We start from the raw sequence: 21,283 nt of genomic DNA on the forward strand, positions 1-21,283 counted from the left end.
GTTATTGCCGCGTCACCGGCGCGGGCTTGCGCTTCCCATGGTGGGAAGGTTCATACTCCATCCGAAGTCGTTTCCGGTTCCAATCATCCAGAAGGAGTCACACCATGATCCAGTTCCAGGTCGAAGGCATGTCCTGCAACCATTGTGTCGGCGCGATCACCCGCGCAGTGCAGGCCGTCGATCCGGCCGCGCAGGTAGCCGCCGATGTGCCGGCCCAGTCCGTGAAGGTCGAATCGGGCGCGGATCGCCAGGCACTGCAGCAGGCCATCGAGGAGGCCGGCTATCCGGTGAAGTCGGTGGCCTGAGATCCGGCGCCGGCCATGAAAAAGGGCACCCGAAGGTGCCCTTTTCGCCATTCGGCGTCTGGTCCGCGAAGAATCAGAACTTGTAGCCGACGTTCAGGTAGGTCACCACCGGATCGATCTTGATCTTGGTGTGCGACTCCACCTTGGCGCCGTTGGCCAGCGTGGTCGTGAAGTGGGCCGTGGCCGAGATCGGCACGTACGACACCGAGAAGCCAACGAACCACTTCTCGGTGATGGCGTAGTTCGCACCGACGTTGAACACCGGGTTCCACGACGAGCTGGCGCTCGCGGTCATGGTAGAGCCCGGGCCGAATTCGCGCTGCACGAAGGTCTGGTTCGTGACGGTCTCGCCGGTGAACCAGGTGTAGTTCACACCAACGCCAACGTACGGGCGGAACTTGGTCTTGGCGTCGAAGAAGTGCCACTTCGCCACGATGGCCGGGCTCCACTGACGCACTTCGCCGAGCTTGCCGTACTGCGCATAGCCCCGGTCGCCGCTGACATCGTGCTGGGGCGGAATGCCCACCACGAATTCGGCCGAAATGTTGTCGGTGAAGAAGTGCCCGAACGTGAGGCCGGCGGTGTCCGCGCCGTCGATCTTGGCACCGGTGTTCGGGCGCTGCACGCCGGCCGGACGGCCAGCGATCGAATCGATCGTCAGCAGCTGCGAGTCGCCCGTGGGCATCACGCGCATCCAGCCAAGGCTCACTACGTTACTGCCCGCGGACTGGGCCTGTGCGGCGCCAGCCATTGCCATGGCGGCACCCGCCATCAGCATGTTCTTATAGATCTTTTTCATTGTTCCTCTTACTCCATCCTCTTTCTTCTGAATACAGCCACTGCTGGCGGCAATTATCCTGCGCGGCTTGCGCGGACTGTTTCAAACACGGGACGGGATGATAGAAGAAATGCCCTAAAGACAGGGTTAACCCAAAAGACGGCGTGCGATTTCAGCGTTTTTGCATCCAAAACGACGCGTCAGCACAACGGTTCCGTTTCACAAATGAAAAACCACTCTTTCTGAGTGGTTTTATTGCTGCATAGCCGTTTTCTCAAACAAGCGTTCGGACTTTTCTCAGGGCCATGCCCGCGTCACTTCTGGCTGGCCAGGATGCACGCAGCCAGGTCCCACAACGCGTAGCCCACGCTCTTGAACACCAGCGGGCTGCCACTTCGGGCGCGCAGCACTTCGGCTTCGAGAATGGCCGTCTCGAACGGCTGCACCGTGTTCCAGTCGATACCCGCCTGCAGCAGGTCGCCAGCCTCGTCCTCGATGCCAAACAGCGTGTCCGCCAGCAGCCGGCCCTGCGCCGAAGCCATCTGGCACAACTGGGGCGGCAGTTCGCACATGTCGGGTCGGAACGCGCCCACCGCCGCCACGAAATGACGGTCGGTCCAGAGCCCGCTGTCCAGATCGGGCAGCACCGGCGACCGGCTCGACGTCACGGTGACCACCATCGACACCCGGGGCAGCACCGCCGCGACATCGTCGATCACCTCGGCCTCAACGCCCAGGGCACGCGCCTGCGCGGCCAGCGCCTCGGCCTTGTCGCGCGTGCGGGACTGCAGCCAGACCTTGCGCACCGGCAGACCGGCCACGAAGGCCTCCAGATGGGTTTGCGCCTGCACGCCTGCCCCGACGATCAGCAATTCGCCGTCTATTTCCTGTGCAAACGATTGTGCCGCCAGCAACGATACGGCGGCGGTACGGCGCCCGGTGACGGTCGGGCCGTCGAGCATGGCGATCCGTTCGCCCGTATGCGCGTTGGCTACCACCACCTCGCCCAGGATATTGGGCAGGCCCCGCTGCGGATTGCCCGGATGCACGGTGATGTTCTTGGTCATCACGATGTCGCGGTTGCAGGCCGGCATCACCAGCAGCGTGCCCTGCCCGCGCGCGGCGTCGCCCACGGGCAGCGCGATACGCGGCGGCGCCATCGCGGTACCGTCGCGCAGTTCGCCCAGCATCGATGCAATGGCCCGGGCGAGTTCGGGATATGGCAGGCGCGCCGCGGTGGCAGCGGCGTCCAGGGCGGTCAGGGGAACGGACGGCTTGGCAGTCATCGGTGTCGGCCTGTACAGGCAATAACGAGCGAAGGCCGACATTGTCACCCAGCCGGGCCCCTCGCCCCCCTGTCGCCCCCTTCAATCAGCGCGACAGCAGCGACATCACCTGCTCGGCGTAGCGCGTACCCGCCGCTGCGCCCAGCGGGAACACCGCGTCGATGTCGGCCACGTCCTGCGCCGACAGCGTCACTTCCAATGCACCCAGGTTGTCGTCGAGATTGCCGATGCGCCGCGTGCCCGGAATCGGCACCACCTGCTCGCCACGCGTCAGCACCCAGGCCAGCGCCAGTTGCGCCGCCGTACAGCCCTTGGCGGCTGCCAGCTCCCGCACCGCATCCACCAGCTTCAGGTTGCGCGCGAAGTTCTCGCCCATGAATCGCGGATTGGTGCGGCGGTAGTCGTCCGGCGCGAAATCGTCGGGCGTGCGAATGGCGCCGGTCAGGAAACCGCGCCCGAGCGGGCTGTACGGGACAAAGCCGATGCCCAGCCGCTGGCAGATAGCCAGGATGCCGTTCTCGTCCACATCGCGTGTCCATAGCGAATACTCGCTCTGCAGCGCCGTGACCGGATGCACCGCATGGGCGCGTTCGATGGTGGCCGGGCCAGCCTCCGACAGCCCGATCCAGCGCACCTTGCCGGCCTTGACCAGTTCGGCCATCGCACCCACGGTCTCCTCGATTGGCGTGTCCGGATCGACGCGGTGCTGGTAATACAAGTCGATATGGTCCACGCCCAGCCGCTTCAGGCTTGCATCGCAGGACGCTCGGACGTACTCGGGCCGCCCGTTGGCACCGCGCGCGCCGGGGTTGGCGGAGTCGCGCACGATGCCGAACTTGGTTGCCAGCACCACTTTGTCGCGGCGCCCGGCCAGCGCACGGCCAACCAGCACCTCATTGGTATGCGGCCCGTAGATATCAGCCGTATCGATTAAGTTGATTCCATTATCGATTGCATGATGAATAGTGCGAATGGATTCAGCGTCGTCGTGGGCGCCGTAGAACTCGCTCATACCCATGCAGCCGAGGCCCAGGGGGAAGACTTCGGGGCCAACCTGCCCCAGCTTGCGCATTGCCGTCATCGGAAGACTCCTTGTCGTTCACGTCATGGACTTCACATCGCGGCCGGTGCCCGAACATGCAGGGCAGCCCCAACCGGATGAGCGCCAGTATCGCGATCCCGCGCGCCGGGAAACAGCGTGCTACGCTGCACGCATCATGAAGCCAGACTTCACAATCGATCCCGATTCCCTGCCCGCCCTGGCGGCCTTCACGCGCGTGGCGCAACTCGGCGGCTTCACGGCTGCCGCCGCCGCGCTCGGCGTCAGCCCGTCGGCAATCTCGCAGACCGTGCGCCATCTGGAAGACCGGCTTGGCGTGCGCCTGCTGCAACGGACCACGCGCCGGGTAGGCCTGACCGAAGCCGGCGCGGCCCTGTTGGCGCGCGTGGCACCGGCGCTGGCCGAGATCCATGCCGCCACCGACGATGTGCGTCAGCAGCGCGACGTACCGGTGGGCACGCTACGCCTGACCAGCTCGCACTCGGCCGTGGTCATTGCGCTGCGTCCGATCCTGACCGAATTCATGCGCGAGTATCCGTCGATCTGCGTCGACCTGGTGACCGACGACCGTTTCATCGACCTGATTGCCGAAGGCTTCGATGCCGGCCTGCGCCTGGGCGAAGCGCTGCAACAGGACATGGTCGCGATTCCGGTCACCGGCCCGCTGCGCATGGTGGTGGCCGCCTCGCCCGGCTACCTGGCCGCGCACGGCACGCCCGAAACGCCCCACGACCTGCATCGGCATGCCTGCCTGCAATATCGCTTCGGGCCGATGGGGTCGGTGTACCGCTGGGAGTTTTCACGTGCGGGCGGCCGGCCGTTCACCGTGGACACGCACGCCGCGCTGATCGCCAACGACAAGACCATGCTCCATCAGGCCGCGCTGGCGGGGTTGGGCCTGGTGTACGAGTTTCCGCACCACATCGCCGAGCCGTTGGCTTCGGGGGCGCTGGTCACCGTGCTCGATGCCTGGACGCTCCCGTTCTCGGGCTTCTATCTCTACTATCCGAGCCGCGCGCTGATGCCACCCAAGCTGCGCGTGTTCGTCGATTTCCTCAAGGCGCGCGAGCTGCCGCAATCGCCGTTGTAGCGCCCGGCCGTGCGGGCGGACTCAGCGCTGCAGCGACACCTTCTGCGCCTTCCCCTCGCGCACGCTGGCGCCGCGCACTTCGATGCCGATCTCGTGCACGACCTTGCCGCCGGCATCCACCAGTTGCACGCGATGGCGTCCCGGCCATGGCAGCCAGCCCACCTGCCCGCCACGCCCCAGCGGCTTGCCGTCCATACGCCATGTCACGGCATTGGCGGTCTGCCCGGTCAGGCCATCGGCATGAAACCAGACACGCTGCGCGGCCGGCGGGATATCGGGATCGAGCGCGAAGATCGTGCCGTCCGCCGGGCTGGCAATCGCCGGTGTGCCTTGTGTCTTGCCGGGTTTGCCGATGCGGATCTGCTGCACGGCCGTACCCGCCAGGAACACCTCGTCGCGCGCGGGCTCCAGTTCATCCTCGAACTGCAACGCCACGCGTTCCACGCCGGCCGGCATCGCCGGTGGCCGGCTTGGCGTGCCGCGATGCAACGCCTCCATGACCTCATGCCACACGGGCGCCGCGCCCGACACACCCGACACGTCATGCATGCTCGCCCCGCTGGCGTTGCCGACCCATACGCCCACCGTGTAGCGCTGCGACCAGCCTACGCACCAGTTGTCGCGCATGTCCTTGCTGGTGCCGGTCTTCACGGCCGTCCAGAAGCGCGTGGTCAGCGGACTGTCGAGCCCGAACGTGCGCGCGCGGGCATGGCGATCCGACAGCACGTCACCAATCACATAGGTGGCTTCGGGCATCATCACCGGGCGCTTTGCCGGCGTTGCCGCACCCATCGTCGTGCGCGGCGGCGCAAACGCGCCCGCATTGGCGAAACTACGATACGCATTGGTCAGCGACAGCAGCGACACGTCGGCACTGCCCAGTGCGAGGCTGTACCCGTAGTAGTCGCCCGACTGCGTCAGCGGCAAGCCCAGCGACACCAGCCGCCGATGAAAGCGGTGCGGTGTCACCATCACCAGCGTGCGCACGGCGGGTACGTTCAGCGACGAACCCAGCGCGGCGCGCAGGCTGACCCAGCCGGCATATCGATGATCGTAGTTCTGAGGAATGTAGAGACCGCCGCCGGTCGGCAGGTTGACGGGCCGGTCATCAAGCAGCGATGCGGCGGTAAGCCTGCGTTCCTCGATGGCCTGCGCATAGAGGAACGGCTTCAGCGTCGAACCGGCCTGGCGCAGCGCGGCCGCATGATCGACCTGCGCCGCCGCCGACAGCGCACCCGACGACCCCACATAGGCCAGCACGTCGCCGCTGGCGTTGTCGATCACCACCACGGCGCCGTCCTCGGCATTGCGGCCCGCCAGTTCGCGCAGATGCCGGTCGAGGCTGTCCGACGCCACGCGCTGCAGTTCGGCGTCGAGCGTCGACACAATGCGTGGCGGCAGCGGCTTGCCCGCCGGCATGGCGGCCCGTGCCTGCGCCACCAGTTGGCGTGCCAGATGCGGTGCAAGGTTGACGTCGCGGCGCGCGTTCATCGCATCGCCCGCCGCGCCGGACGACTTTGCCAGCACCAGCGTGGCAAAGCCGTCGAGCCCGTCGCACTCGCGTGGAACCTTCATGTCACGCAGGATGCCGCACGCGCGCTTCGACACCTGCAGCGCCGATGCATTCGGGCTGCGCACCAGCGCCACGGCCAGCGCCGACTCGCGCGCATCGAGCCCGCTCGGCACCTTGCCGAACAGCGTCTGCGACATCGCCGACAGTCCCACCAGTTCGCCGCGAAACGGCACCAGGTTCAGGTAGGCCTCAAGAATCTGGTCCTTGCTCCAGCCCCGCTCCAGCGATGACGCACTGACCACCTGCCCCATCTTCTGGCCGAAGCTGCGGCCACGGCCGGCACGCAGATCGGCATCGAGCAAGCCCGCCAGCTGCATCGTCAATGTCGATGCCCCGCGCGTGCGCGTGTTCCAGAGGTTGGCCCAGGCCGCCGCCGCAACGCCCTGCCAGTCCACCCCGCTATGCACATAGAAGCGCTTGTCCTCGGACAGCACGATGGCCGTGCGCAAGGCCGGCGACGTATCGGCCAGCGTCACCCAGTCGCCGCGCCGTGCCTGGAAGTCGTCACGCACACGCGCCACGGTCTGCCCGTGCCGATCCGTGACGACGATGTCGGCACTGCGCCAGTTGTCGCGCACCTCGCGGAAACCCGGCACGGCATGGGCCACGCCTGCCGACCACAGCAGCAGACTTGTCACCACCCACGCACTTCGCTTCAATCGCATGCTTCGTCCTGCCTTGCCCGCACCCAACGCCCTAGTCGCGCGCTGCCACCACGCCGGCCACCAGCAGCAGCTGCGCGATGGCGTACGTCCACCAGATGCCCAGCTGGTACGTGTCGAACGGCGACAGGAATTTCGCCGTGCCGATCAACGCGTCGGACACCACAAAGAACAGCGCGCCCAGTGCCGCCAGCGGCGTCGGCAACCGCGCCAGCAGTGCCGCGCACGCCATGGCGGCCAGCACGCCGATATACACCGTCACGGGCCACATCAACGGCCCGAGATTGGGCCAGAAGCGTCCCAGCAACGCGCCTGCGGCACCAAGCACCAGGCCGCAGCCCACCAGCCGATGCGGACGCATGTCGCTGCCCAGCGGCACGAACAGCCGCAGGTAGGCCAGGTGCGCCATCAGGAAGGCACCCAGGCCACCGACGAACGAGACCCTGAGCCCGGGCAACGCCAGCAGGAAATCGCCCAGCCCCGAGAAGACCAGCGCGATCACCAGCCAGCGCCGCTCGCCGGGCGGGCGATGGAACCACGCCGCGCGCGCCAGCAGCAGCGCCATCGCGGTCTTCCAGACCGGCTGGTACGCGATCTGGCCGGCCAGCGGCGCATTGGGCGGCAGCTCCAGCGACGCCTGGAACAGCAGCACACCGTAGGTGATGCCGGCCAGCGCGCCGGCCATCCACCATTCGCGCACGCGTGGGGGCATCCGCATGGCGATCCAGCTCACTTGGCAGCTCCCACCGTCAGTTTCGCGTTTGGCGTTTCACCGAACACGTCCGGCGCGTACATCGCCTCCACGCGCGTCGGCGGCAACGCGAACTCGCCGGCATTGTTGAGCCGCACCGTGTACTCCACCGACAGGCCACCCTTCGGCACATAGCTGAAGTACTCGCGGTAGGCCTCGGGCGTACGCTCGGTGTAATCGGACCATGCCGACTTCTGGTCGCGCGTGGCGATCACCGAATCGCGGCCCAGGCCGCTGCCCAGGATCGTCGCGCCGGTAGGCACCGGGTCGCTGACCACCACCCACGTCATGTCGGCCTGCGCGTCGATGTCGAGCTTGACGCGGTATGTGTCGCCACGCGACCACTTGCCCGCCACCGCCTGGTCCACCGGCGTGATGCTGCGGCGGATGCGATAGCCAGCCGCCACCGGTTCGCGCAGCGGCACGGCGGCCAGCGCACGCACCGTGGCCCACGGCCGGCCCGTGCCCTGCTGCTCCACCTGCAGCGCAAGCGGCGCGCTGGCGGAAGCCGCCGGCCATGGCAGGTCGACCATGCCGCTTGCCACGCCGTCCTGATGTGTTGCCTTCGACCAGTCGAACGTGCGCGACACCTCGCCCAGCGTGGCACGTGCACTGCCCGCCACGGGTGTCTTCTCGTACACCTGCGCATAGCGGCGAATCGCCATCACGCCCCAGGCATTGGAGGTGGTCGTCGACCACGCACCGCGCGTCTGCCGGCCCAGCAGGCCCGTCACGAGCTGCGGCACGTCTTCCTTCCAGGCCGGCAGCTGCGACGCCAGCGCCAGCAGCTTGGCCGCGTTGACATCGCCGCCCGACATCAGCCACCACCAGTTGTCGGTGCGCTCGGTGGAGAACACCAGGCGCGTGCCCTGCACGGTCAGGCGGCTGCGCAGCAGTTGCGTGGCATCGGCGATGCGCTTGTCGCGCTCGGGGATGTCCTGCACGCGCGACAGGATGCCCAGCCAGTCGATCAGCGCCGAGGTGGGCCACTGGTCGGGCAGGATCTGGATCGATCCCAGCATGCGGCCCTGCGCCTTGCCGGAACGCGACAGCGCCTCGATGGCCGCCAGCTTGCGCACGTCGAGATCCATCGTCGCCGACGACGGTGCCCAGCGCGGCGGCGCGATGCGCCCTTCGACGAAGGCAATCAGGCCACGCTCCATCTGCTCGCGCTGTGCGTCGGGGATGCGCATCGGCAGCCCTGCGCGCGACGCCTCGTCGGCAATCGCCAACAGGTAGGCCGTCAGCACTTCGCTGCCCGACTGGCTATCGCTGCGCAGCGGGAAGTACGACGCCAGCCCGTTCGTGTCGAGGTACGCCGGCAGCTGCGCCATCAGCGCATCCCAGGCCGCGGCATCGCCCAGGCCGAGCGATTTCGACGAGCGCTGCTCCAGGCAGCTGAACGGATAGTTGCGGAACCATTCCCGCACGCCGGGCATGCCGCCGGCCAGCGACGACTGCAACGACACCTGCATGCCACCGCGCAGCTTGCCGGCCGGATCGGCCAGCGCCCCGGCCGGCGCCTGCACCGGGACGGACATGTTCGGCGTCAGCTGCGCCAGCATCGCCTGCTGCACCGTCACCGGCACGGCCGGCACGATCTGCTGCGATACCTTGAGCTTGTCGCTGGCGCCGCCCGTGCCCTTTTCGGCCGCAGCCACCTCCCACAGAATCGTGCCGCTGCGGCTGTATGCCAGCAGCGCGGGCGCGGTGATATCCCAGCCGATCTCGCGCGCCTCGCCGGCCGGAATCTGCACGGTCTGCGCCGGCAGCGTCTGCGCGTCGACCAGCGTGGCGCGTGCCGTGGCTTCCACGGTCATCGCGCGCTGCGTGGTGTTGCGCAGCGTGAACATCGCCCGGTACTTGTCGTCCTCGCGCACCAGTAGCGGCAGGCCCGAGATCATCTGCAGGTCCTGCGTCGCGGCAATGCTGGCGCTGCCGCTGCCAAAGCGGTTCACGCCCAGGTCGGCCACGGCCACGATGCGGAAGCTGGTCAGCGAATCGTTGAGCGGCACCTCCAGCGTGGCCTTGCCTTCGCCGTCGAGCTGTACGCGCGGATTCCACAGCAGCAACGTGTCGAACAGTTCGCGCGTGGGACTCTTGCCCCCGCCACCGCCCGCCGGCACCGCCTTGCGGCCATAGTGGCGGCGCCCGATGATTTCCATCTGGGCCGTCGATGTTTCCACGCCATAGCTGCGCGGCTGCACCATCGCGTCAAGCAGGTTCCAGCTCGTGTTCGGCATCAGTTCCAGCAGCGCCTGGTCCACGGCGGCCAGTGCCACCTCGCCATTGGCCGCGGGCTTGCCGTCGGGCAGCTTGACCTGCACCGTCACGCGCGCCTTGCCGCGCACCGGGTAGCTGGCCTTGTCGGGCGTCACGGCAACGTCGAGCCGGTACGCGTCGTTGCCGACACGGATCTGCGCCAGTCCCAGCCGGAAGGCCGGCTTCGACAGGTCCACCAGCGGCGACGGCGCCACGTACTCGCGCCCTTCGCTGCGGAACGCGTGCCACCAGTCCAGCGGCTGGCGCCAGCCCCACTGGAAGAACGAATACCACGGCACCTCGCGCAGACGGCCGCGCAGGCTCAGCACCGACACGTAGACGTTGGGGCCCCATTCCGGCTTGACCTTGAGCTTGATCGTAGGATCGCTGCCGTTCAGCTCCACCACCTGCGTATCGAGGATGCCCTCCCGTTCCACGGCCACCAGCGCCGTGGCGCGACGGAACGGCATGCGCACCTGGAACACGGCGGTATCGCCCGGCGCATACGCCTTCTTCTCGGGCAGCACGTCCATGCGGTCGTGGTTCTCGCCACCGAACCAGAGCTCGCCCTGGCGCGTGACCCACACCGTGGTGGCGGCTTGCGCGGTGCGGCCATCGGCATCGCGCGCACTGGCGATCAGCTCCACTTCACCGGCCTGCGACAGTTCCACCTCGCAGCGTGCGCGGCCCTGGGCATCGGTGCGCGCATCGCACACCACGCCAAGGTCCCTGGTCTCGCTGCGGTTGTCGTAGCGGTAGAAGCCGCCCACCACGCGCTTGCGTGCCGACGTGGTGATGCGGGCGCGCGCCTTGATCTGCACCGGCGACTCGGCCACCAGCTTGCCCTGCGTGTCGAGCACCACGGTGTGTACGGCCAGCTTCTGGCTGACCGACACCCAGTTGGCCGCGCGAATGCCGACCACCACGGCGGACGGCCACAGCGGTACGGTCTGGCGTAGCGTCTGGATCTCGCCATTCGGGTCGGCAAAGCCGGCCTCCAGCACCAGGTCGCGTGGCGCGTCCACCTTCGGCAGGTTCTTCACGGTCAGCTTGCCGTTGCCGTCCTTGTCCAGCGTCAGCGGCAACTTGTCGGCCACGAGCTTTTCGGATTCGTCGCGCGAGCCTTCGCTGTCCTGGTCGTCTTCCTCGTCGCCACTGCTGCTCTGCTGCTGCACGCGCGGCGGGTTGAAAGCGTAGTCGTCGTAGTCCGGGAAGTTCACCGCCTTGCTGCGCATCAGCGCGGACAGGCGCACCGGCAGGCCGGCGGCACCGCCACCATTCAGGTAGTGGATCTCCACGCCGACCGGCACCTCGGCGGGCGCCACCAGCGCGTTGCCCTTGGCCTTGGGGTCCTTGGTCACCGACAACGTGCCGGACAGCACCGGCAGCCGGAAGGCCTCGACGCGGAAGCTGCCGCTGTCGAGCGTGCGATCGTTGTCGTAGACCAGCGCCACGTCGTAGACGCCAAGCTTGGCCGACGACGGTACCTGGAACGCGTTCTCGGCGCTGCGTCCGCCCGTGGCGGTGGTGCGCCATGTCAGCGGCATCTCGTACTTCTGGCCGCTGCCTTCGTGGGTGATCAGCAGCTTCGCCGGCATGGCCTGCGGCAGCGCAAAGCCCTGCGCGGTCTCGTTGCGGATCAGGTGCTTCATCGACACCGTTTCGCCGGCGCGCAGCAGCGTGCGGTCGAACACGGTGTGGGCGCGTACGGTCTGCCTCGGGCTCAGATCGGTGGGCACGTTGAAGCGCCACGTCTCGATGCCGCGATTCCAGTCCGACATCACAAACGCCATGTCGGCCTTGCCGCGTGCCTGGGCATGGTCGGCGGCGATGCGGGCCGACACGAAATAGCCGTTCATGCCGTTGGCGCAGTCCTTGTAGCGACGGTCGGCCAGCTTGGCAAAGCGCGCCACGCCGGTGGCGTCGGTGGTGCCCTGCCCCAGCAGTTCGCCCTCGCAACTGCGCACGGCCACTTTGGCATTGGGCACGGGCTTGCCGTCATCGAGCGTGGTGACCCATGCCAGGCCGCTCATGTCGCCGTCACCCTCGCCGCGCGCAAGCTTGAAATGCACGCCAAGGTTGGTGACCAGCGCCGCCGTGCGCACGTACATCGGCGCCTTCTTGCCAAGCAGTGCCTCGCCCAGCATCGGCGAGGCAATCTCCACCACGTGGAAACCGGGCTCGGGCAGCGGAATGCCGACCACCTCGAACGGGCGCGGCGTGTTGTCGGTGGACTTCGGAATCGCCAGCTTCTTCGCACCCGCCACGCCTTCGAGCAGCGACACCGAACGCGTCTCGATGGACGGCGCATTGCGCGGGCTCTGGACGGAATACGGTGCCTGACCGGCGCGGATGGCGGCGATCTGCTCCTTGGTCCAGCTGTTCTCGTCCATGCGCCTGACCATGCCGAACCAGCGCAGGATGGCACCGTCGTCATCGACCTTGAGCCGCGCCACGGTGCCGGCCTCGGCACGCACGGCCAGCGTCGGCAGGTCGGCTTCGACATTGCGCAGCGTTACCGGCAGCAGCGGCGGATAGTCGTTTGCCGATTTTCCGCGCGGCAGGTCGGCAAAGCGCTCGACCACGCCAAACGGCGCGGCGGCGAACTTGGCCAGCGGCGGCAGTGCGGCGGTGGTCAGCTTGATCGGGAACAGGTCGGCATTGCTGAGCGCACGGCCGCTTTCGTCCTTGAGATCCCTGGGCGCCTCGATTGTCAGGCTGGCCTTCTCCGGGAACGGGCCCTTGAACGTGACCGTGGACACCGGCGCATCGGGCGCGTCGTCCGGATCGAACGACGGGGTCTTCGGACCGGACGGCGTCTTCATCACGATGCCTTCGGCCGCCTTGCGCGAAATCGGCGCGGTGAACGTGACGGTCATCGGGCGCAGCGGCGTACAGGGCGCCTCGGCGCGCTCGCGCTCGCAGGTGAAACCCGCCGCAAAGGGGTCGCGCACCTGGAAGTCGAAGCGGCGGGCCGCCGTGGTTGCCAGGCCCGACGGCGTGGCAATGCCCGCATCGAGCACCAGCTGCATGCGGGCGCCGGCCGGCAGTCGCTGCTGGCAGGCCAGCAGATGCACGGCATCGCCTTCGCGCTTGACCACTTCCTTCCAGTTCAGCGCCTCGATCACGCTGTCGCGTTCCTTGCCCGCGAGCAGCCGCACCGGGATGCGTTCGCCCAGGCCCTCGGCCTGGCACCACGCATGCGCGCGGATCGATCCGGCCGTAGCCGCGCCGTTGAAACGCAGCGCAAAGACCTGGTCTTCCTCGACCTGGCCGCCGGACGGGCGTGCGGAGATCACGATCGGGCCGCCCGTTTCAAACCGGTATTCGGATTTGCCGCTGAAGGCCTTGCCGGCCACGCTCTTGAGGGCAGGCGTGATCTGTACCGTGCAACGCACGCCGGGCGGCAGGTCGCGCTCGAAGTCGTAGACCCAGTTCGTGGCGTTGACCCAGCGTCCGCTGCCACCCACCCCACCCACGCAGGACACCGATGCCGGCGCGGCGGCCTTGAGGTCGCCCATCGGCACCATCGGTTCGTCGAACCGGATGGCCACCTGGCGAACCTGCGGATTCACCCCTTCGGGTGAGAAACGCGTGATCTGCGCGGCCGATACGGCTGGCGCCCATGTCAACGCACTCAATACAAGACCTGCTGCGGTGGCCGTGGCCGCCGTGGCGATCCTCCCGATCATGCTGCCTTCTCCCGAATTGGCTCCGCGCGAGCGTGACATGCGCAGGTGGCAAGCGCAAGCCTCTGCACATTTCAGGAGAACTGCCTTGCGGTTTAGCGCAAATGAGACAGCGGGAGCGGGCCCTCGCGCTTGAGTGCCGTCAGCACGATGTTCGACCGCACGCTCTCCACGCCGGGTACGCGCATCAGCCGCTTCATCGTGAAATCGGCCAGCGTGGGCAGGTCGGCAACCACCACGCGGATCAGGTAATCGGCCTCGCCGGCCACCGAATAGCACTCCTGCACCTCTTCCAGCAGCAGGATTTCCTCGGCAAAGCGCTCGACCATGGTGTCGCCATGGTGCGCCAGCTTCACGCTGATAAAGACCATTACCCCAAGCCCCAGCGCCTGCGGCGACAGGTTCACGCGGTAGCCGGTGATGACGCCATCGGCCTCCAGCCGGGCCAGCCGACGCCCCACCTGGCTGGGCGACAGGTGCACGCGCTCGGCCAGTTGCTGATGGGTGGAGCGGCCGTCGGCCTGGAGGGCGGCCAGCAGGGCCAGGTCATAGGGGTCGAGGCTGGCTTGGTTCATGAACGCATATATCCCGCATGGAGTGGCGATTATGTGCGGATTATATGCGCTGCATTTGCGGAATCCGCTGATTTTGCGGCCATTTTTCGGAGGGCGGTCGATAGACTATACATAAATTCCGCATCCGATCGGAATCCAGACCACAAAGTTGGAGACGTAACGCATGACGCCCTCGGCCGCCACCCCCGACACCGGCAACTTTGCCGGCACGATGACCGCCAAGCTCAAGGAACAGTTCGACGCCGGCCTGCTGTCCGGCCAGGAACTGCGCCCCGATTTCACCATCGCCCAGCCGGTACACCGCTATACCGATACCGACCACGCGATGTGGCGCAAGCTGTACGACCGCCAGGCATCGATGCTGCAGGGCCGTGTCTGCGACGAATTCCTGCAGGGCCTTGCCACGCTGGGCATGGAGCGCGACCGCGTGCCCGAGTTCGACCAGCTCAACGAAATGCTGATGCGCGCCACCGGCTGGCAGGTGGTGGCCGTGCCGGGCCTGGTGCCCGACGAAGTGTTCTTCGATCATCTGGCGAACCGGCGATTTCCTGCCAGCTGGTGGATGCGCAAGCCGGAACAGCTCGACTACCTGCAGGAACCCGACTGCTTCCACGACGTGTTCGGCCATGTGCCGTTGCTGATCAACCCGGTATTCGCCGATTACATGGAAGCGTACGGCAAGGGTGGGCTCAAGGCCGCCCGGCTGGGCGCGCTGGACATGCTGGCGCGCCTGTACTGGTACACGGTGGAATTCGGCCTGATCCGCACGCCGCAGGGCCTGCGCATCTTCGGCGCGGGCATCTTGTCCAGCCAGGGCGAGTCGATCTACAGCCTCGATTCGGCCAGCCCGAACCGCATCGGCTTCGACCTGCACCGGATCATGCGCACCCGCTACCGTATCGACACGTTCCAGAAGACGTACTTCGTGATCGACAGCTTCGAACAGCTGTTCGACGCCACGCGCCCGGATTTCACCGAAATGTACCCGGCGCTGCGTGCCCTGCCGACGCTGGGCGCCGGCGACATCGCCGAAGGCGACCAGGTCATCAACGTCGGTAACCGCGAAGGCTGGGCCAGCAGCGACGATATCTGACGGCTTGCCGCCGTGAAGGCCGCTTCCAGGCGGCCTGGCCCACGGCCCGTCGGCGCCCCGCCACCTGTCCCGCTTTGTGAAACAATGCCGGAATGCCCCGGCCGCCGGTTATCCGGCGTGCGCCGGGGCGGGCCGGCTTTTGTCGTGTTCCCAGTGCTGCAACAGACAACCCTTCAGATCGAGCCCATCATGACGCCTCTTTCGCAAGACGCCCGCCAGCCGCTGCTGGCGGCGCTGCCCGGCTGGACCCCCGTCCAGGACCGTGACGCCATCCAGAAATCGTTCAAGTTCGCCGATTTCAACGCCGCCTTCGGCTTCATGACCCGTGTGGCGCTGCAAGCCGACAAGGTGGACCACCATCCCGAGTGGTTCAACGTGTACAACCGCGTGGACATCACACTGTCCACCCACGACGCCAACGGCCTGACCCAGCGCGATATCGACCTGGCCCGCTTCATCGAACAGGCCGCCGCCGGCCTGGCGCGCTGAAACCGGTTCCCGCGCGGCTGTAGGCCAACTGAAAGGCAGGCCTTGGGCCTGCCCTGTACAATCGGTAACATTGTTTCCGATTCAATGTCACCTGTACCGCCATGCGTATCCTGCTGATCGAGGACGACCGTCAAATCGCCAGCGGCGTGGAAGCCGGGTTGTCCCGCGCCGGCCACCAGGTACGCGTGGTGCATGACGGCGTCTACGCCACCGACCATCTGCTGAAAGAACAGCACGACCTGGTCATCCTGGACCTGGGCCTGCCGGGCATCGACGGCATGACGCTGCTGGCGCGCTACCGCGCCCGCAATCGCACCACCCCCGTACTGATCCTGACCGCGCGCGACGAGCTCGAAGACAAGCTGTCGGGCCTGAACGCCGGCGCCGACGACTACCTGGTCAAGCCTTTCGCCCTGCCCGAACTGGAAGCGCGCGTCCGCGTGCTGCTGCGCCGCAGCCAGCACGGCGAGGCCGCCCCGGAACGCGACGTGCGGCTGGGCCGGCTGCGGCTGTCGGGCAACGACCGCCGCATGTTCGTCGACGGCCGTCCACTGGAACTGTCGCCGCGCGAGTTTGCCGTGCTGGAACTGCTGCTGCAGCGGCAGGGCCGTGTGGTCAGCAAGGCGCAGCTGCAGGACCACCTGGCCACCTTTGCGCATCCTGCCGGCGAAGGCGGCGATACGGTGGGCGACACCGCCATCGAGGTCTACGTGCATCGCGTGCGCAAGAAGCTCGAGGATGCCGACGTGGAGATCGTGACGGTGCGCGGCTTCGGTTACCTGCTACAAATCCGCGCCGGCCACTGAGCCTGGCCGGCATGCGCCGCCCGGGTGGCGGCCGCCCTCAACGGAAGTCCTGACCCGCCATGTGGCCGCGTTCGCAATCTTCTTCTGCCCCGCCTGGCGATGCGAGCGCCACGGGCAAGCGCACACGCGGCGGACGCAGCCGTAGCGGCGCGGCGGCGCGCGGCACATCGAACCTGAGCCTGCGCATCCACCTGCTGCGCGCACTGGCAACGCCGCTGTTCGCACTGGTGCTGACCAGCGGTTCGCTGTCGTACTGGCTCGCGGCGCACTACACCACGCAGGTCTTCGATCGTGCGCTCTATGGCGTCGCCAACAACATCGCCCAGCAGATCCGCATTGCCGGCCCGCGACTGGAGCAGGACATCCCGATCATCGCCCAGACGCTGGTCGAGGCCGAAGGCACGGATCGCATCTACTGGCGCATCCACGGCCCGGACGGGCTGATCGGTGGCATGGACACCTGGCTGGGCTACGGCACCGGCCAGACCTCGCTGCACGATGCACGGCTGTTCTATGCGTGGTTCAGCGGCCGCCAGGTACGGGCGGTGCGGCTGCCGGTGAACCTGCCCAGCCCGGCTGCCGACGAACTGGCGACCACGCCTGCCGAGGCGCAGATCCCGCGCGGGCCGATCGTGGTCGAGGTTGCCGAACTGCTCGACCGCCGCGAAACGGCCGCCAACGAGATCCTGCTGTCGGTGTCGGTGCCGCTGATCCTGCTGCTGCTGGTTGGCAGCCTGATCCTGTCGCACGTGCTCAAGGAAGAGCTGGTGCCGCTGCAGATCCTCACCGACAAGCTGAACCGCCAGACCGCGCGGTCGCTGGCGGCGCTGGACGAAACCCAGGTGCCGGCCGAGGTCGAGCCGCTGATCCGGGCGTTGAATGCGTTGCTGTCACGGCTGCGCGATGCCCTGGATGCCCAGCGCAAGTTCATCGCCGATGCCGCGCACCAGCTGCGCACGCCGCTGACCGCGGTAAAGCTCCATGCCGACCGCGCCGTGGAAGCCGATTCGCTGGACGTGGCGCGGCATGCGTTGCGCGAGGTGCAGACGGCCGCCGACCGTGCCGTGCGGCTGTCGAACCAGCTGCTGTCGCTGGCCCGCGCCGAGCCCGGACTGTCGCTGGAACGGCTGGGTCCGGTCGAACACTTCGACCTTGCGGAAATGGCTTTCGAGATTGGCGCCGAATGGGTGCCGCAGGCGCTGGCGCGCCGCGTGGACCTGGGTTTCGAGGTGCTGCCCGGCCCCACGTTCACCGGCGGTGCCCCGGCCGTGGTGCGCGGCAACCGGCTGCTGATGCGCGAAGCGCTGTCCAACCTGATCGATAACGCCGTGAAGTACGTGCCGGCCGGCGGACGCATTACGGTGCGTGCCGGCGGCGAGGCCATGGGCCACCGAGGCATGGCCGTGGTGATGGTGGAAGACAACGGGCCCGGCATTCCGCCTGCCCGCCGCGAGGAAGTCTTCAAGCGGTTCTTCCGTGGCGACCACACGCCAGGAACCCCCGCCCTGCAGGCTTCGCCTGGCGGGGCCGGCCTGGGCCTGGCCATCGTTCACGAGATCATCACCCTGCACCAGGGAACGATCCGGATCGAAGATGTGCCGGCTGCGGCGCCTGCATCGGTCTCGACGGCCCTGGCCGGGGGGCCGGACGATGGGGCCGGGCCAGATTCGGCGGCGCGCCGCGCGTCGATGCGCTTTGTGATCCGGATCCCGTGCGAGGCACCCGGGACCATCGCCGCCTGAGCGGCTTGCACTGCCTGAATGGCCAGAAGGGGCTGAACGCCTGAACGCCTGAGCGGCCGGGATCCCGGCCGAGCCGGTTACTTGCCCGACTTTTCCTTGGGCGCCAGCATCGTGCCGCGGCACTTCGGGCTGCCGCAACGGCACTCGTATTCCTTCTTCAGCTTCTTCGTATAGCGCGCGTCAATGACCAAGCCGTAGTCATAGAACAGCTCTTCGCCCTCGGCGATATCGCGCAATGCGTGGATGAAGACGCGGCCCTTCTTCTCGCGCGCCTCGCAGTTCGGCTCGCAGGCGTGGTTGATCCAGCGCGCACGGTTGCCGCCGAACTTGGCGTCGATCACGTTGCCGTCGTCCAGGCTGAAATAGAACGTGTGGTTCGGATCCGTCGGATCGTGCGGATGGCGCTTGAGCGCTTCCTTCCAGGAAATGTGCTCGCCCTTGTATTCGATCACGCGCTCGCCCTCGGCAATCGCTCCAATCGCATAGACACCCCTGCCATGCACGCCTGACTGGCGCACCTCGATTCGATCGCTGGCGGTCTTCTTCTTGCCCGGCTTCAGTTCGTTGGCGTCCTTGGCCTTGTCCGACATTCTGATGTTCCTGCGGTGGTGGGCCGGTCCAGTCCGGCGCGAACCGGATGATACCCGCGTGGCTGTGTCAGGTATACGCATCATCGCCCGTGCGGGCAGCGACAGGTTTACGGCGTCGCCCACGTATACCGGTGTGGATAACCCGGCCTGTTTTTGTGGATAAGCGCATGGGTTTGATGTGGGCTGCCTGGGGCTGGCATGGGGAACGTATACGAACAACTTGGCAGGTATACGCCCCTCATCCCATCCCGAAGGATGAGTCATCCACGCGGGCCAACATTTCATCCCTGTGCTTTCGGTATACGTAAACGCTTGATCCGATTGACGTATACGGGGTTATCCACAGAAACAGGGGTGGTTTACCTATCACTACTATCTGTATACATGAAAGAAAGATGTAAACCATACGCAGAGGACTGCCGCCGGGGACGTATACGCCGCAGATCCGATCGCGACACGGCGACTGCCGCCTGGATTGCTTTTTCTGGTCCCGATGAAAAAAGAGGCAGGGCTGTCGCCCATGCACGTGCCGTGATCCATGGCGAAACGGTCAGGCCGCGCGGTATACGTCGCCTGACCGTCACCTGACCGTCGTGCGCAGGCCGTATACGCCCTGAGCGGGCCCCTGAGGGCGTATACGTCCCATCACCCCCTCCGGGATGCTCACGGGCGCCAGAACGCGTCCTGAGGCGTATACGCAGATCCAGGGACGTTTACGGCAGATTGCCGACACTTGGGCGCCAGGGCGTATACGGCTGTTCCTGCCGCTCGCCTTTTCCGCAAAAAACCCGCCAACCTTGACCTGACGCGGCCTGCGGGCCAGGTGCCGGTAACAAACTGTTCCCGGTGCGGCGTGTCCGACACGGTATGATGTGGCCCGCGGCGTCTTTGCCGGGGCGGCTTCCAGCCAAGTCCTCCGGCCAGGACGTCAGTGTTTTTTCAACTCGATACGGAGTGAAGCATGACGAAAACTGAACTGATCGACGCGATCGCAGCTGGCGTGGACGGTCTGACGAAGGCCAAGGCCGAGCAGGCCCTGAATGTGACCCTGAACGCCATCATGGATGCCGTGGCCAAGGGCGAGACCCTGAGCCTGATCGGCTTTGGTACCTTCAGCAAGGGCGAACGTGGCGAGCGCATGGCCCGCAACCCGCGCACCGGCGAAGAAATCAAGGTGGAAGCTGCGAAGACCGTGAAGTTCAAGGCAGGTCAGAAGTTCAAGGACGCCGTCAACCAGTAATGCCGACGGGCAAGCTGTTGCCCGGTTCGCATGACCCCGCCGTGCCGCCGCCAGAGCCCGAAAGCGGCGCAGGTGCGCAGCGCGCGGGGACGTTATCCACACCATTTTTCCCCCAGCTCCGCGTGGAGAATCGCACAGCCGGCACGGCCACTTCACAGGCCTGTGGCAACCACGCGAAAATGTCATCCACGCTTGGCTGATCAAGGCCTTGCGCGAGATCAGGAATCACGAGCCTGACATGCCGTTCCGCTTGCCGCAGCGCACATTTCCACAGCCTTATTCACAGCGCTTTCCACACAAACTTCCACAGCATTCTCCACAGGCGCGCACGCGTATCTGGCAGGGGCTGATGGCGGTGGTGGCGCTCGCCGTCCTGTGCGGTTGCAGTACCTCGCCGCCGCGTCCGGCCCGACCACAGGCGGTGCCGTTGCCGGACTACGAGCGCGTGGTCACGCCGCCCGGCGCCACGGCGCGTGAACGGATCGTCGATATCGCCCGGCAGGAATGGCGCAAATGGGGCAGCCAGGTGGTGCGCATCGGCCGTGACGATACGGCCTGCGTGACGCAGAGCCCCCTGCCCGCCCCGGCGGCGGCGCTGCCGGCCAATGGCGCCGGCGGCAATGGCGCGGCGGTACAGCCGTCAGCCGATATCGACATGGAAGAGGACGGCGACAGCCAGTGCCTGCGTTTTCCCGATGGCACGGGCATGGAAGCCACGCCGCAGGGATGCCGGATGGCCCAGCGTTACTGGGGCATCGTCGGCGAGGCGCCCGATTGCCGCCAGGTCACGCAGGGTGCGTGGGCGTGGTCGGCCGTGTTCATTTCCTGGGTGATGCGCAAGGCCGGCCTCGACAACGACCAGTTCCTGACGGGCCAGTCTCATTCGATGTACGTGGTGGATGCGCGCGATGGCATCCTGCCGCGCCCGGCCTTCCATGTGGAGCCGGTGCCGGCCGTGCCACGTCCTGGTGACATGATCTGCGCAGGCCGGGGGCGCGACAAATACCTGTCGGATCCTTCCGAAATCGGCTTTGGCACCACGCCCATGCACTGCGACATCGTGGTCGAGGTAGATCGTGCCGCCAACGTGGTCAAGGCGATTGGCGGCAACGTCCAGCAATCCGTCTCGATGGATGTCATCGACCTGAACGACGCCGGACAGCTCGACGGCTTTACGAACTCGCACATGCCGTGGCTGCTGATCCTGCGCAACGACCTGCAGTAAATGCAGCAATAACTGCCGCTGGCAGGCCGATTCGGTACCGGCGGTAGTTTCTCAACATCGCCCCGTT

The 21,283-nt window shown here is 66.8% G+C and carries 16 protein-coding genes; 8 read left to right on the top strand and 8 right to left on the bottom strand.

Translation table 11 applies throughout. The features are described from left to right. Positions 1–104 precede the first annotated feature (104 nt). Positions 105–305: a heavy-metal-associated domain-containing protein gene (locus ACOABP_RS08655; protein ID WP_215528859.1), complete on the top strand. Its 201-nt coding sequence runs from the start codon at positions 105–107 to the stop codon at positions 303–305. 73 nt (positions 306–378) lie between these two features. On the opposite strand, the gene ACOABP_RS08660 is transcribed toward ACOABP_RS08655, so the two are convergent. The 3 genes from ACOABP_RS08660 to ACOABP_RS08670 form a co-directional block, all read right to left on the bottom strand. Continuing rightward, positions 379–1,104 (bottom strand): OmpW/AlkL family protein, encoded by a 726-nt coding sequence (locus ACOABP_RS08660; protein ID WP_066737774.1) that lies wholly within the window; start codon positions 1,102–1,104, stop codon positions 379–381. A 293-nt stretch (positions 1,105–1,397) separates the two neighbouring features. Further along, positions 1,398–2,369, bottom strand: a complete 972-nt coding sequence (locus ACOABP_RS08665) for a delta(1)-pyrroline-2-carboxylate reductase family protein (RefSeq protein WP_474227750.1) — start codon at positions 2,367–2,369, stop codon at positions 1,398–1,400. 85 nt (positions 2,370–2,454) lie between these two features. Next, the gene (locus ACOABP_RS08670; RefSeq protein ID WP_474227751.1) at positions 2,455–3,450 is read right to left on the bottom strand and encodes an aldo/keto reductase; all 996 of its coding nucleotides are present in this window, start codon (positions 3,448–3,450) and stop codon (positions 2,455–2,457) included. Between the two features lie 136 nt (positions 3,451–3,586). Between ACOABP_RS08670 and ACOABP_RS08675 the strand changes: the two genes are divergently transcribed. Next, the gene (locus ACOABP_RS08675; protein WP_474227752.1) at positions 3,587–4,519 is read left to right on the top strand and encodes a LysR family transcriptional regulator; all 933 of its coding nucleotides are present in this window, start codon (positions 3,587–3,589) and stop codon (positions 4,517–4,519) included. A gap of 21 nt (positions 4,520–4,540) precedes the next feature. On the opposite strand, the gene pbpC is transcribed toward ACOABP_RS08675, so the two are convergent. The 4 genes from pbpC to ACOABP_RS08695 form a co-directional block, all read right to left on the bottom strand. Next, a complete protein-coding gene (gene pbpC / locus ACOABP_RS08680; protein ID WP_474227753.1) occupies positions 4,541–6,757 on the bottom strand; it encodes a penicillin-binding protein 1C in 2,217 nt (738 codons plus the stop codon). A 31-nt stretch (positions 6,758–6,788) separates the two neighbouring features. Beyond that, on the bottom strand, positions 6,789–7,487 hold the full coding sequence (locus ACOABP_RS08685) for a lysoplasmalogenase (protein ID WP_474227754.1): 699 nt from the start codon (positions 7,485–7,487) through the stop codon (positions 6,789–6,791). Then, the gene (locus ACOABP_RS08690; protein ID WP_474227755.1) at positions 7,484–13,459 is read right to left on the bottom strand and encodes an alpha-2-macroglobulin family protein; all 5,976 of its coding nucleotides are present in this window, start codon (positions 13,457–13,459) and stop codon (positions 7,484–7,486) included. Before ACOABP_RS08690 ends, ACOABP_RS08685 begins: the two co-directional genes overlap by 4 nt. Positions 13,460–13,551: 92 nt before the next feature. Continuing rightward, positions 13,552–14,031: an Lrp/AsnC family transcriptional regulator gene (locus ACOABP_RS08695; RefSeq protein WP_474224509.1), complete on the bottom strand. Its 480-nt coding sequence runs from the start codon at positions 14,029–14,031 to the stop codon at positions 13,552–13,554. 163 nt (positions 14,032–14,194) lie between these two features. Here ACOABP_RS08695 and phhA point away from each other — a divergent pair, with 163 nt between their 5' ends. The 4 genes from phhA (at position 14,195) to ACOABP_RS08715 (ending at position 18,161) form a co-directional block, all read left to right on the top strand. Beyond that, a complete protein-coding gene (gene phhA, locus ACOABP_RS08700; RefSeq protein WP_474224511.1) occupies positions 14,195–15,124 on the top strand; it encodes a phenylalanine 4-monooxygenase in 930 nt (309 codons plus the stop codon). A 177-nt stretch (positions 15,125–15,301) separates the two neighbouring features. Continuing rightward, positions 15,302–15,613 (top strand): 4a-hydroxytetrahydrobiopterin dehydratase, encoded by a 312-nt coding sequence (locus tag ACOABP_RS08705; protein WP_255366035.1) that lies wholly within the window; start codon positions 15,302–15,304, stop codon positions 15,611–15,613. Positions 15,614–15,714: 101 nt separating this feature from the next. Then, positions 15,715–16,419: a response regulator transcription factor gene (locus ACOABP_RS08710; protein ID WP_066737789.1), complete on the top strand. Its 705-nt coding sequence runs from the start codon at positions 15,715–15,717 to the stop codon at positions 16,417–16,419. Positions 16,420–16,478: 59 nt separating this feature from the next. Next, positions 16,479–18,161 (top strand): sensor histidine kinase N-terminal domain-containing protein, encoded by a 1,683-nt coding sequence (locus tag ACOABP_RS08715; RefSeq protein WP_474224512.1) that lies wholly within the window; start codon positions 16,479–16,481, stop codon positions 18,159–18,161. Positions 18,162–18,238: 77 nt separating this feature from the next. On the opposite strand, the gene ACOABP_RS08720 is transcribed toward ACOABP_RS08715, so the two are convergent. Further along, positions 18,239–18,751: an SET domain-containing protein gene (locus ACOABP_RS08720; RefSeq protein ID WP_066737793.1), complete on the bottom strand. Its 513-nt coding sequence runs from the start codon at positions 18,749–18,751 to the stop codon at positions 18,239–18,241. 961 nt (positions 18,752–19,712) lie between these two features. On the opposite strand from ACOABP_RS08720, the gene ACOABP_RS08725 reads away from it, so the two are divergent. Both ACOABP_RS08725 and ACOABP_RS08730 read left to right on the top strand, forming a co-directional pair. Beyond that, on the top strand, positions 19,713–19,991 hold the full coding sequence (locus tag ACOABP_RS08725; RefSeq protein ID WP_066737795.1) for an HU family DNA-binding protein: 279 nt from the start codon (positions 19,713–19,715) through the stop codon (positions 19,989–19,991). 238 nt (positions 19,992–20,229) lie between these two features. After that, the gene (locus tag ACOABP_RS08730; protein WP_474224513.1) at positions 20,230–21,216 is read left to right on the top strand and encodes a DUF2272 domain-containing protein; all 987 of its coding nucleotides are present in this window, start codon (positions 20,230–20,232) and stop codon (positions 21,214–21,216) included. Positions 21,217–21,283 lie beyond the last annotated feature (67 nt).

It is taken from the genome of Cupriavidus sp. HE11, assembly GCF_056097175.1.

Coding starts and splice junctions, on each gene's coding strand:
- ACOABP_RS08655 (WP_215528859.1), top strand. CDS start 105: ATGATCCAGTTCCAGGTCGAAGGCATGTCCTGCAACCATTGTGTCGGC.
- ACOABP_RS08660 (WP_066737774.1), bottom strand. CDS start 1,104: ATGAAAAAGATCTATAAGAACATGCTGATGGCGGGTGCCGCCATGGCA.
- ACOABP_RS08665 (WP_474227750.1), bottom strand. CDS start 2,369: ATGACTGCCAAGCCGTCCGTTCCCCTGACCGCCCTGGACGCCGCTGCC.
- ACOABP_RS08670 (WP_474227751.1), bottom strand. CDS start 3,450: ATGACGGCAATGCGCAAGCTGGGGCAGGTTGGCCCCGAAGTCTTCCCC.
- ACOABP_RS08675 (WP_474227752.1), top strand. CDS start 3,587: ATGAAGCCAGACTTCACAATCGATCCCGATTCCCTGCCCGCCCTGGCG.
- pbpC (WP_474227753.1), bottom strand. CDS start 6,757: ATGCGATTGAAGCGAAGTGCGTGGGTGGTGACAAGTCTGCTGCTGTGG.
- ACOABP_RS08690 (WP_474227755.1), bottom strand. CDS start 13,459: ATGATCGGGAGGATCGCCACGGCGGCCACGGCCACCGCAGCAGGTCTT.
- ACOABP_RS08695 (WP_474224509.1), bottom strand. CDS start 14,031: ATGAACCAAGCCAGCCTCGACCCCTATGACCTGGCCCTGCTGGCCGCC.
- phhA (WP_474224511.1), top strand. CDS start 14,195: ATGACGCCCTCGGCCGCCACCCCCGACACCGGCAACTTTGCCGGCACG.
- ACOABP_RS08710 (WP_066737789.1), top strand. CDS start 15,715: ATGCGTATCCTGCTGATCGAGGACGACCGTCAAATCGCCAGCGGCGTG.
- ACOABP_RS08715 (WP_474224512.1), top strand. CDS start 16,479: ATGTGGCCGCGTTCGCAATCTTCTTCTGCCCCGCCTGGCGATGCGAGC.
- ACOABP_RS08720 (WP_066737793.1), bottom strand. CDS start 18,751: ATGTCGGACAAGGCCAAGGACGCCAACGAACTGAAGCCGGGCAAGAAG.
- ACOABP_RS08725 (WP_066737795.1), top strand. CDS start 19,713: ATGACGAAAACTGAACTGATCGACGCGATCGCAGCTGGCGTGGACGGT.
- ACOABP_RS08730 (WP_474224513.1), top strand. CDS start 20,230: ATGCCGTTCCGCTTGCCGCAGCGCACATTTCCACAGCCTTATTCACAG.